At 73.6% G+C, this 10,471-nt stretch carries 10 protein-coding genes and 1 pseudogene; 7 read left to right on the plus strand and 4 right to left on the minus strand.

Going from position 1 to position 10,471, the window contains the following annotated elements; translation table 11 throughout:
• Nucleotides 1-251: 251 nt before the first annotated feature.
• A pseudogene (gene xseA / locus DPQ23_RS09490) lies at nt 252-1,808 on the minus strand (exodeoxyribonuclease VII large subunit); the annotation flags it as partial.
• Between the two features lie 81 nt (nt 1,809-1,889).
• Here xseA and DPQ23_RS09495 point away from each other — a divergent pair.
• From DPQ23_RS09495 to DPQ23_RS09505, 3 genes are all read left to right on the plus strand, one after another.
• Complete coding sequence (locus DPQ23_RS09495) at nt 1,890-2,576, plus strand: M48 family metalloprotease (protein ID WP_112874443.1); 687 nt, start codon at nt 1,890-1,892, stop codon at nt 2,574-2,576.
• A gap of 127 nt (nt 2,577-2,703) precedes the next feature.
• Nucleotides 2,704-3,936, plus strand: a complete 1,233-nt coding sequence (locus tag DPQ23_RS09500) for a hypothetical protein (RefSeq protein WP_112874473.1) — start codon at nt 2,704-2,706, stop codon at nt 3,934-3,936.
• Nucleotides 3,933-5,294 (plus strand): cytochrome P450, encoded by a 1,362-nt coding sequence (locus DPQ23_RS09505; protein WP_240602603.1) that lies wholly within the window; start codon nt 3,933-3,935, stop codon nt 5,292-5,294. The genes DPQ23_RS09500 and DPQ23_RS09505 overlap by 4 nt, the downstream gene beginning before the upstream one ends.
• 13 nt (nt 5,295-5,307) lie before the next feature.
• Here DPQ23_RS09505 and DPQ23_RS09510 read toward each other — a convergent pair whose 3' ends face one another.
• The 3 genes from DPQ23_RS09510 to nudC all read right to left on the minus strand — a co-directional run bounded on the left by DPQ23_RS09510 (nt 5,308) and on the right by nudC (nt 6,996).
• Nucleotides 5,308-5,532 carry a GlsB/YeaQ/YmgE family stress response membrane protein gene (locus tag DPQ23_RS09510; RefSeq protein WP_162630708.1) on the minus strand — a complete coding sequence of 75 codons (225 nt, stop codon included), beginning with the start codon at nt 5,530-5,532 and terminating at the stop codon, nt 5,308-5,310.
• Nucleotides 5,533-5,615: 83 nt separating this feature from the next.
• Nucleotides 5,616-6,017 carry a group III truncated hemoglobin gene (locus DPQ23_RS09515; protein WP_112874445.1) on the minus strand — a complete coding sequence of 134 codons (402 nt, stop codon included), beginning with the start codon at nt 6,015-6,017 and terminating at the stop codon, nt 5,616-5,618.
• A gap of 46 nt (nt 6,018-6,063) precedes the next feature.
• On the minus strand, nt 6,064-6,996 hold the full coding sequence (gene nudC, locus DPQ23_RS09520; protein WP_112874446.1) for an NAD(+) diphosphatase: 933 nt from the start codon (nt 6,994-6,996) through the stop codon (nt 6,064-6,066).
• 131 nt (nt 6,997-7,127) lie between these two features.
• Here nudC and DPQ23_RS09525 point away from each other — a divergent pair, with 131 nt between their 5' ends.
• The 4 genes from DPQ23_RS09525 to DPQ23_RS09540 are packed head-to-tail and all read left to right on the plus strand — an operon-like array spanning nt 7,128 to nt 10,361.
• Nucleotides 7,128-8,939, plus strand: coding sequence for a DNA polymerase III subunit gamma/tau (locus tag DPQ23_RS09525; RefSeq protein WP_112874447.1), 1,812 nt, complete (start codon nt 7,128-7,130; stop codon nt 8,937-8,939).
• A 7-nt stretch (nt 8,940-8,946) separates the two neighbouring features.
• The gene (locus tag DPQ23_RS09530) at nt 8,947-9,291 is read left to right on the plus strand and encodes a YbaB/EbfC family nucleoid-associated protein (RefSeq protein ID WP_112874448.1); all 345 of its coding nucleotides are present in this window, start codon (nt 8,947-8,949) and stop codon (nt 9,289-9,291) included.
• Nucleotides 9,292-9,891 carry a recombination mediator RecR gene (gene recR, locus DPQ23_RS09535; RefSeq protein WP_112874449.1) on the plus strand — a complete coding sequence of 200 codons (600 nt, stop codon included), beginning with the start codon at nt 9,292-9,294 and terminating at the stop codon, nt 9,889-9,891. It begins immediately after the preceding gene.
• Nucleotides 9,888-10,361 (plus strand): thioesterase family protein, encoded by a 474-nt coding sequence (locus DPQ23_RS09540; RefSeq protein WP_205961430.1) that lies wholly within the window; start codon nt 9,888-9,890, stop codon nt 10,359-10,361. Before recR ends, DPQ23_RS09540 begins: the two co-directional genes overlap by 4 nt.
• The last annotated feature ends 110 nt before the right edge of the window (nt 10,362-10,471 follow it).

Below are 10,471 nucleotides of genomic sequence, written 5' to 3' on the forward strand. Positions count from 1 at the left end.
GCGGCGGCAGGCCCGGCCCCGTCCTGCGGGACGGCGGCGGGTGGCTGGGCGGTGGTCTGCGCCGTGGCGGGCATCGCCTGCGGGGCGGGGTCGGCGGCCTTGCGGCCTGCCCTGACGCGCGGGGCCGCCTGACGCGGGACGGGCGCCGGCTGTGCGTCGCCGCCGTCGCCGTCGCCCAAGGGGCCGACCGGCAGGCGCCCGTCGTGGAATTCCAGGTCCAGCCGGGGGGCGGCGGCGGCGGTCGCGACCGATGTGACCAGCCCGTGCGGGCCGCGCACGATGGCAAACCCGCGGCGCAGCGTTTCCATGTGGCCCAGCGTCTGGCGCAGCCGGTCCAGCGCGGCCAGCGCCTCGGCCCGGTCGGCGGTCAGCCGCGGTCCCTGCGCGGCCAGCCGCCGCGTCAGCCCCTCCAGCGCCGCCCGGCCCTGCGCGGTCGTGCGCTGCGCATCGGCCAGCGTGCGCGTCCGTGCGCCGACCAGCCGCGCGGCCAGTCCGTTCAGCCGCTCGGCCTGGCGGGCCGCGCCCCGCCGCGCCGCCGGGTCCAGCCCGCGTCCCGCCGCGTCCAGCGCCCGCCGCGCATCGCCCGCAGCCCGTGCCAGCCAGCGGGCGTTCAGCACGGGCAGCGCCGCGCGCCGCCGGTCGCGGTCGCGGTCCTGCGCCTTGGTCAGCCCCAGCGCCGCCCGGTCGAACGCCTCGCGCCGCGCCCGCATGAAGCTGCGAAGCGAGGCGCGGGGAATCCCCAGCCCCTCGACGCCGCGGCGGCGGTCGCGCAGAAAGCCGCGCAGCGCGGGGTCCAGCCGTGCCCCGATCAGGTCCAGCCGCTGCCGCGCCGCGCCGGTCAGCGCCTGCGGCCGTCCCAGCCCGCGGCCCAGATCCGACAGCCGCTGCGCGGGCCGGTCCAGTCGCCCCTGCACGGCGCGGATCAGCCGCCCCTGCGTGTCGGCCAGCCGCCCGGCCAGGTCGGCCCGCACCGGCACCGCCATTTCCGCCGCCGCCGTCGGCGTCGGCGCGCGCAGGTCGGCGGCATGATCGATCAGCGTGGTGTCGGTTTCGTGCCCCACGGCCGAGATCAGCGGGATGGTGCCCGCGGCCACGGCGCGGATCACCGCCTCGTCGTTGAAGCCCCACAGATCCTCGACCGAACCGCCGCCGCGCGCCACGATGATCAGGTCGGGGCGCGGGACCGGCCCGCCGGGGGCCAGCGCGTTCAGCCGCGTGATCGCGTCCGCCACCTGCGGCGCGCAGGCGGCCCCCTGCACGGCCACCGGCCAGATCAGCACGCGCGACGGGAAACGGTCGCGCAGCCGGTGCAGGATGTCGCGGATCACCGCCCCGCTGGGCGAGGTCACGACCGCGATCACGCCGGGCAGATAGGGGATCGGCCGCTTGCGGGCGGGGTCGAACAGCCCCTCGGCCGCCAGCGCCCGGCGGCGGGTTTCCAGCATCGCCATCAGCGCGCCAAGGCCGGCGGGCTCGACGTCCTCGACCAGCAGCTGGTACTTGGACTGGCCGGGGAACGTGGTCAGGCGGCCGGTGACGACGATCTCCATCCCCTCCTCGGGGCGGTGCGACAGCCGGCCGGCCTGGGCCTTCCAGCACACGCTGGCAATGCAGGCGTTGTCGTCCTTGAGATCGAAGTAGAGATGCCCCGAGGACGGCCGGGACACGCGCCCCACCTCGCCCCGGACGCGGACGCGGCCGAACTCGCCCTCGATCACGCGCTTCACCGCGCCCGAGATTTCGGACACGGTCAGCGCCGGCGCGTTTCCGGTGGCGGCGGGCGCGCCGCTGTCCTCGAACAGATCCATGCGCCCAGATGTGGCGCAGCCGCCCGCCCGGCGCAAGCGAGCGACATTGATTGCGCGGGCGCGACCCCCCAGATTGGACCCATGATCAAGCTGACCCCGATCCTGCTGATCGTCCTTTACGCGCTGGCGATGTGGGCGTTCTCGGCCTGGCGCCTGCGGGCCGAGCTGAACGCGCGGTCCACGCCCCTGACCGACCCGCGGCTGGCGGCGGCGCTGGACCGGCTGGGCGCGGCGATGGGGCTGGGCCGCATCCGCGCCCATGTCTACGAGATCGCGCCCGTGAACGGGCTTGCCGCGCCGGACGGGCGGGTGTTCCTGACGCGCGGCTTTCTGGACCAGCTGGACGCCGGGCGCGTGACCGAGCCCGAGCTGGCGTCGGTCATCGCGCATGAGCTGGGGCACGTCGCGCATGGCCACACCCGTCGCCGGATGCTGGATTTCGCCGGGCAGAACGTGGTGCGGGCGGTGCTGGTGGGGGTTTTCGGCCGCATGATTCCGCTTGTCGGCCCCTGGCTCGGGTCGCTGATCGCCACCGCGCTGGCCGCCCGTCTGTCGCGCGAGGACGAGTATCAGGCCGACGCCTTTGCCGCCGCGCTGATGATCAAGGCAGGCTTCGGCACAGGTCCGCAAAAGGCGCTGCTGGGCCGGCTGGACGCGATGACGGGCGCGGGCGGATCGCCGGGGCTGGCCTGGGCGCGCTCGCACCCGCCGGCGGACCGCCGCATCGCCGCGATCGAGGCGCTGGAGGCGCGCTGGCAGGTCCGCTGAACGGCTCAGACGCGGGCCACTGACGCGGGGGATTCGCGCTGACCGCCTGCCGTGCAAGGGGCAGCGCCGCGCCTTTCCCCGGCCGACCGGGGCCGCTATGCTGCGGCTGCATTGCACGGGCAGGCCGATGACCCGACCTTTTCGCCGCCGGGTTCTTTACATCCCCGGATACGACCCCATTCCGCCCCGGCGCTATCGCGAGCTTTACCGGCGCGAGGGGGCGGCGCAGGCGGCGATCTCCGGCTATCGGCTGGATCTGGTCCCGCGCCGCGACGCCGCGGGCTTTGGCTGGGGCGTGCGGGCGCAGTTTCCCGAAGGCTCCGCCGAAACCGATGTCGAGGTGCTGGTCTGGGCCGATGTCGTGCAGGGGTCGATGGGACAGACGGTCGCCGCGACCTATGGCCAGCTTGTACGGACCGCATGGACCTATGCCGCGTCGGGCGCGCTGTGGCGGCTGATGCGCCTGCGCCGCGGACCTGCGCTGGCAGCCCTCTATCCCGTTGTGGTGCTGGTGGGGCAGTTGGCGGCCGCACTGGCCGCGGGCGTCCTTGCAGGGTGGCTGGGCGCGCGCGTGCTGGACGGCGTGGGCCTGCCGGCGCTGGCCGCGACGCTGGCCGGGCTGGCGCTGGGCGCGGGCGTCGTCATGGCCGGGCTGACGCTGTTCCGGCGTCTCGACGGTCGGCTGTTCGCCCATTACCTGATGCATGATTTCGCGTTTACGGCGCAGGACGGCGGGGCCTATCCGCCCCAGCTTGCGGCCCGGATCACGCTGTTTGCGAACCGGATCGGGGCGGCGCTGGCCGAGGACTGGGACGAGGTGCTGGTCGTCGGCCATTCGTCGGGCGCCTATCTGGCGGTGTCTGCGCTGGCAGAGCTGATCGGTTCGGGCCGGGCGCGCGCGGACGGGCGGCTGGCGCTGCTGACGCTGGGCCAGGTCGTGCCGATGGCATCGTTCCTGCCGCGTGCCGGGCGGCTGCGGTCCGACCTGCGCTCTCTGTCGGCGCGCCCTGAACTGGACTGGGTGGACGTGTCCGCGCCGGGCGATCCGTGCTGCTTTGGCCTGTGCGATCCGGTCGCCGTCTCGGGCGTCGCGCCCCCCGACCGCCGCCATCCGCTGGTGCTGTCGGCGGCGTTTCGCCAGACCCTGTCGCCCGCCCGCCAGCGCGCCCTGCGCGGCCGCTGGTTCCGGCTGCATTTCCAGTACCTGTGCGCCTTTGACCGGCCCGGGGCGTATGATTACTTCGCCATCACCGCCGGGCCGCGTCGGCTGGGCGCGCGCTTCGCCGGCCGCGGCCATTCGCCCGGACGCATCACCCGCGCGGTCAACGACTGGCCCGGCCGGCTGCGGGGCGCGCCGTGATCCCGCCACGTCCCGATCCCGCGCCGCCCGGTCGCAGGCTGGTCGGCATCGCGCGGGCGTTCCGGCGCGACCTGCTGTCGGCGCTGCCCGACAAGCTGTACCGCGCCTGGATGGCCGAGTTCCGCAGCCCGCTGATCCGCAGCGTGCTGTGCAACGACCCCGCGCTGGTGCGGCTGGTGCTGTCAGAACGACCGCGCGATTTCCCCAAGTCCGACCGCCTGCGCGAAGGGCTGGCCCCGCTGCTGGGACAGTCGGTCTTCGTCACCAACGGCGAGGTCTGGGCCCGCCAGCGCCGCATCATCGACCCCGCGTTCGAGGGCGGGCGCATCCGCGACACATGGCCCGCCATGTGGCAGGCAAGCCGCGCCGCGACCGCGCGCCTGGCCGATGCGTCGGGAACCGAGATCGACGTCGAGCCGGAAACCAGCCACGCCGCCGCCGATGTCATCTTTCGCACGCTGTTTTCCATGCCGATCGAGCACCGCATCGCAGGGCAGGTGTTCGCGGCCTTCCGCGCCCATCAGGACGCGCAGCCGCTGGTCAACCCGGCCGCGCTGATCCCGATGCCCCGCTGGGTGCCGCGCTGGCATTCCCGGCGGACGCGGACGACCGCGGCCACGATCCGCGGGCTGATCGGCGATCTGGTCGCCGCACGCGCCCGGGCCATCGCCCAGGGGACTGCGCCTGACGATCTGGCGACCAAGATCATGACCACGCCCGATCCCGTCACCGGCCGCTGCTTCAGCGACCGCGAGATGGTCGATCAGGTCGCGATCTTCTTTCTGGCCGGGCACGAGACATCGGCCAGCGCGCTGGCCTGGGCGCTGTGGCTGCTGGCGGCCAGCCCCGCGTGGCAGGACCGCGTCGCCACCGAGGCCGCCGACGCGCTGGACGCCACCGGCGAGCAGCCTGCCTTCGCCGCTGTCAGCCGCCTGCGGACCGCGCGCGCGGTGTTCCGCGAGGCGATGCGCCTGTATCCCCCCGTGCCGATGATGGTGCGCCAGACGACGCGGCCCGAAACCCTGCGCGGCCGCCCCCTGCCCCGTGGCACGCAGGTGGTGCTGTCGCCCTGGCACCTGCACCGCCACCAGCGGCTGTGGGACAATCCCGACGGCTTTGACCCCGGCCGGTGGGACACGCCGAACGGCCGGGCCTGCGCCCGCGACGCCTATATCCCCTTCAGCGCAGGGCAGCGGGTGTGCCCCGGCGCAGGGTTTGCCATGATCGAGGGGCCGTTGATGCTGGCGATGATCTGCCGCGACCTGCGGCTGTCGCGGGGACAGGCGGACCCGGTCCCGGTGGCGCGGCTGACCGTGCGCGGCCGCGACGGCATCCGCGTAAGGATCGACCGGCGCTGACGCCGCACGCGGGTCAGCCCCGCCAGCGATCCACCAGCCACAGAAGGATTAGCGCCCCGGCAACCGCACCCAGCGCGCCGACCAGCAGGCCCAGCAGCCCGATCATGATCCACAGCCCGATGCCGCCCGCCATGCCCCCGGCCGCGCCGATTAGGGTCGAGGTCACCCGGCCGCGGCCGATCTGCCCGGCGGCCAGCCATCCGACGGCCGCGCCGACAATTGCAAAGATCACGATCATGCCCATGTGCCCGACATAAGGACCCCTGCGCCAACTGCAAGCCCCCCGGACATGGCCCCCGCCCGATCGCCGGGCGGGTGGCGCTAGCGCAGGATCGGCGCCGCGCCGCGGTCCTCGCGCAGGTCGCGCACGCCCATCCGCAGCCCCGCCCCGATCCGGTGGGCCAGCGCCGACCAGGCCCGCGCCTGCGGCTGCGGCAGGGTGCGGATCAGCGTCGCGTCGAACAGCATCAGCCACGGCTCGAAATGCTCGGCCCGCACGTCGCCCGCCGCCATGTGGACCCGCATCGGATTGCCGTCATAGCTGCGCTCGTACAGGATCGCATTGCGCCAGAAGGCCGCGATCTTTTCCTCGTGCGCGGGCCAGTCGGTGACGTGGCGCGCGAAGATGGGCCCCAGCACCTCGTGCCGGCGCACGGCCGCGTAGAAGGTGGCGACCACGCGGTCGATCTGCTCGGGGGTGACGTCAAAGCGGGGCGGGATCATGGGACGCATGTGGGGACGGGTGGGCTGTCTGCCAAGCGGCGCGCCCTCACGGCCCGCCCCCAAGCCAGGACCGCAGCAGCCAGCCCGCGATGGCGCCGGGGCGCGGGGCGCGCAGCGTCGGGTGCTCGCCCGCGAACACCGCGGCCAGTTCGGTGCGCCCCAGCCAGCGCGCGTCCTCCAGCTCGACGGGGTCGAGGGTGATCGCCTCGTCCAGCGCCTCGGCCACGCAGCCCAGCATCAGGGATGCCGGGAACGGCCAGGGCTGGCTGGCGACATAGCGGACCGCGCCGACGGTCACGCCCGTCTCCTCGGCGACCTCGCGCCGGACGGCGGCCTCGATCGTCTCGCCCGGCTCGATGAAGCCGGCAAGGCAGGAATACATCCCGTCTGGCCAGCCCGGCGAGCGGCCCAGCAGGACCCGGTCGCCGCGCGCGACCAGCATGATGACCACGGGATCGGTGCGCGGGAAATGCTGCGCCCCGCAGGACGGGCAGCGCCGCTGCCAGCCCGACTGGGCGGGTTCGGACCGCTCGCCGCAGGCGGCACAATGGCGGTGGGTCGCGTGCCAGCCGGTCAGCGCCCGCGCCGTCGCCGCCAGTTCGCCGTCCAGCGTGGACAGGCGCGCCATCAGGCCGCGCAGCTCGACAAAGCGGGCGCCCCTGATCAGCGGATGGACCTGTTCGGTCGGATCGAAGAACAGCTGCGTCTCGGCCAGGTTGGGGGGCGACCAGGCCCCGATGTCCTGCGCGGCGACCGCCTGGCCCGCGTCCAGCCCCAGCAGGATCGGCGGCTCGGCGTCCGCCAGGGCCGGGTGATCGACCGCCAGCCGCGCCAGCCGGTCGGCGCCATCGACCAGCACCTTGCCGCGCCAGACCGGCAGCACCGCCGCGCCGGTCAGCCAGTCGTCGCCGCCGCGCCGGTCGGCCGCGCGGTCCAGCCCGCCGCCGGCGAAGGCCAGCGCCTCTGTCTCGATCCCCATCGTCGTCCCCGTCCTGACTGCTCGGGCCACGCTGCCGCGCCCGCCCCGGAATGCCAAGGCCGACCCGGCGCCATCGGGCGTTGCGCCCCCGCGTGCCCCCCCCTACATTCCGCCCAGACCCAGGGGAACGCATGACCGACACGCCCGCCTATCAGGTGCTGGCCCGGAAATACCGGCCGGAGACCTTTGCCGACCTGGTCGGCCAGGACGCGATGGTTCGCACGCTGAAGAATGCGTTCGCGGCGGACCGGATCGCGCAGGCCTTCATCATGACGGGCATCCGGGGGACCGGAAAGACCACGACCGCGCGGATCATCGCCAAGGGCATGAACTGTGTCGGCCCTGACGGCACGGGCGGGCCGACGACCAGCCCCTGCGGCGTCTGCGACCAGTGCATCGCCATCGCCGAGGGGCGGCACGTGGACGTCCTGGAAATGGACGCGGCATCGCGGACCGGCGTGAACGACATCCGCGAGATCATCGACTCGGTCCACTATCGGGCCGCGGTCGCGCGCTACAAGATCTATATCATCGACGAGGTTCACATGCTGTCCACCAGCGCGTTCAACGCGCTGCTGAAGACGCTGGAGGAGCCGCCGCCGCACGTGAAGTTCATCTTCGCCACCACCGAGATCCGCAAGGTGCCGGTCACCGTCCTGTCGCGCTGCCAGCGGTTCGACCTGCGCCGGATCGAGCCCGAGACGATGATCGCGCTGCTCAGGCGCATCGCCGCGGCGGAAGGGGCCGCGATCGCCGACGACGCGCTGGCGCTGATCACGCGGGCGGCCGAAGGGTCGGCGCGCGATGCGACCAGCCTGCTGGACCAGGCGATCAGCCACGGCGCGGGTGAAGGCGGGGCGGGTGAAACCACCGCCGCGCAGGTGCGCGCCATGCTGGGCCTTGCGGACCGGGGCCGGGTGCTGGACCTGTTCGACATGATCCTGCGCGGCGCCGCGGCCGAGGCGCTGGCCGAGTTGCAGGCCCAGTATGCCGAGGGTGCCGACCCGCTGGCCGTGCTGCGCGACCTGGCCGAGATCACCCACTGGGTCAGCCTGGTCAAGATCACGCCCGAGGCGGCCGAGGACCCGACCGTCGGTCCCGACGAACGCGCCCGCGGCCGCGACATGGCGGCGCGGGTGCCCATGCGCGCGCTGACCCGCCTGTGGCAGATGCTGCTGAAATCCCTGGAGGAGGTGTCGGCCGCGCCCAACGCCATGATGGCCGCGGAAATGGCGATCATCCGCCTGACCCATGTGGCCGACCTGCCCGACCCCGAGGCGCTGATCCGCCGCGTGCAGGCGGGCCAGGCCGCGGGCGAGTTCAGCCGCCCGGCGGCGCCGGGGTCCGCGCCTGCGTCCGCGCCCCGCGCCGCGGCCCCCATGCAGCCTGCCGCCCCCCGGTCCGCGCCCGTCGTGGCGCAGGCGGGCGGCAGCGGCGGGGCCCTGGCCCTGGCCACGGCGCCCGATGCGGTTGCGGCGCTGGCCGACTTCGACGCGGTGGTCGACCTGATCCGGCGGATGCGCGACATGGTCCTGCTGACCCAGGTCGAGGATCACCTGCGCCTGGTCCGCTATGCCCCCGGCCGCATCGAATTCCAGCCGACGTCTGAGGCGCCGCGCGACCTGGCGCAGCGGCTGGGCGAGCGTCTGCGCGGCTGGACCGGCGGCGCCCGCTGGGCCGTGTCGGTCGTGGATAGCGGCGGCGGGCCGACCATCGCCGAGACGCGCGCCGCCGCCCGACAGGCCGCCGAGGCGGCGGCACTGGACAACCCGGTCATCCGCGCCATCTTCGACGCGGTGCCCGGCGCGCGCTTTGCCGCGATCCGGCACGTCGCGCCGCCGCCCGCGGACGATGACACGGACGCGGCCCCCGACCTGCACGCCACCGCCCAGGGCGGACTGGCCGAGGCCGAGGAATGGGACCCCTTTGAGGACGAGGAGTGAGCACAGGATGAAGAACCCGTTCGGCGGATTGGGGGACCTGAACAAGATGATGGCCGCCGCCCGCGACATGCAGGGCAAGGTGGCCGAACTGCAGGCCAGGCTGGACACGATCACCGTCACCGGCGAGTCCGGCGCGGGGCTTGTGCGCGCCACCGCCACCGCCAAGGGCGAGCTGACGGGGCTGGAGATCGACCCCTCGATCTTCGTGCCCAGCGAAAAGCAGGTGGTCGAGGACCTGATCCTGGCGGCGATCAAGGACGCGCAACGCCGCGCACAGGACCGCATGGCCGAGGAAACCCAGCGCATGGGCGCCGACCTGGGCCTGCCGCCGGGCATGTCGCTGCCGTTCTGAATGGCCGAGGGCAGCGACGAGATCCAGGCGCTGATCGCACAGATGGCGCGGCTGCCGGGGCTTGGCCCCCGGTCGGCGCGCCGCATCGTGCTATCGCTGATCCGCCGCCGGACCGGCCAGATGGCGCAGCTGGCGGCGCAGATGGCACGGGTCGCCGAAACCTCGCGCGAGTGTTCGCGCTGCGGCAACATCGGCGAGGCGGCGATCTGCCCGATCTGTGCCGACCCCGCCCGCGCCAACGGCGAGCTGTGCGTGGTGGCCGACGTGGCCGACCTGTGGGCGCTGGAACGCGGGCGTGCCTTCCGGGGGCGCTATCACGTGCTGGGCGGAACGCTGTCGGCGCTGGACGAGATCGGCCCGGACGAGCTGGGCATCCCCCGGCTGGTGTCGCGCATCGCCGAGGAGGGCGTGACCGAGGTGATCCTGGCCCTGAATGCCACCGTCGAGGGCCAGACCACCGCCCATTACATCGCCGAGGCGCTGGAGCCCGCGCAGGTCACCGTCACCGGGCTGGCGCAGGGCGTGCCCATCGGCGGAGAGCTGGATTACCTGGACGACGGCACCATCGTGGCCGCGCTGCGCGCCCGGCGGCGGCTGTGAGCGCAGCGTTCATCAGCCCGCCGATGGTCGTCGAGGATGGCTGGACCGATTACAACGGCCATCTGAACATGGCGTGGTATCATGTCCTGTTCGACCGCGCGCTGGACGGCGTGCTGGACCCGCTGGGCCTTGGCCCGCAGGTCGCGGCCGCAGACGGGGTGTCGGTGTTCACGGCGCAGGCGCAGGTGCATTACCTGCGCGAACTGAACGCGGGCGACAGGGTGACGGTCGAGACGCGGCTGATCGCGCACGACGCCAAGCGGCTGCATTATGTCCAGACCATGCGTCACCTTGACGGGTGGGCCGCGGCGATCAGCGAGAACCTGATCCTGCACGTCGATCTGGCGACCCGCCGGGTGACGCCGTTCTCGCCCGCCGTGGCGGCCCGCATCGCGGCCGCGGTCGCGCGCCATGCGGACCTGCCCCTGCCCGAACAGGTCGGACGGCGCGTCGGGCTGTCGCGCGGCTGAGCGCGCCGCCTAAGGAGTCCGGCCTGAACAACTTCTACTGCATTGATTTTGTGTGCTGAAGCTGCGGTTTTGTTGGCTTTGAATTGCAGGGTTTCGTATGCTTTTGCCAG

The organism is Paracoccus endophyticus, from assembly GCF_003286075.1.
In the GTDB taxonomy this organism is placed as follows: domain Bacteria; phylum Pseudomonadota; class Alphaproteobacteria; order Rhodobacterales; family Rhodobacteraceae; genus Paracoccus; species Paracoccus endophyticus.

What these genes read in the sequence shown, in the direction of transcription:
- DPQ23_RS09510 (WP_162630708.1), bottom strand. Translation starts at nt 5,532, where the DNA reads ATGATCGTGATCTTTGCAATTGTCGGCGCGGCCGTCGGATGGCTGGCC.
- DPQ23_RS09515 (WP_112874445.1), bottom strand. Translation starts at nt 6,017, where the DNA reads ATGATCCCGCCCCGCTTTGACGTCACCCCCGAGCAGATCGACCGCGTG.
- DPQ23_RS09525 (WP_112874447.1), top strand. Translation starts at nt 7,128, where the DNA reads ATGACCGACACGCCCGCCTATCAGGTGCTGGCCCGGAAATACCGGCCG.
- DPQ23_RS09530 (WP_112874448.1), top strand. Translation starts at nt 8,947, where the DNA reads ATGAAGAACCCGTTCGGCGGATTGGGGGACCTGAACAAGATGATGGCC.
- recR (WP_112874449.1), top strand. Translation starts at nt 9,292, where the DNA reads ATGGCCGAGGGCAGCGACGAGATCCAGGCGCTGATCGCACAGATGGCG.
- DPQ23_RS09500 (WP_112874473.1), top strand. Translation starts at nt 2,704, where the DNA reads ATGACCCGACCTTTTCGCCGCCGGGTTCTTTACATCCCCGGATACGAC.
- DPQ23_RS09495 (WP_112874443.1), top strand. Translation starts at nt 1,890, where the DNA reads ATGATCAAGCTGACCCCGATCCTGCTGATCGTCCTTTACGCGCTGGCG.
- nudC (WP_112874446.1), bottom strand. Translation starts at nt 6,996, where the DNA reads ATGGGGATCGAGACAGAGGCGCTGGCCTTCGCCGGCGGCGGGCTGGAC.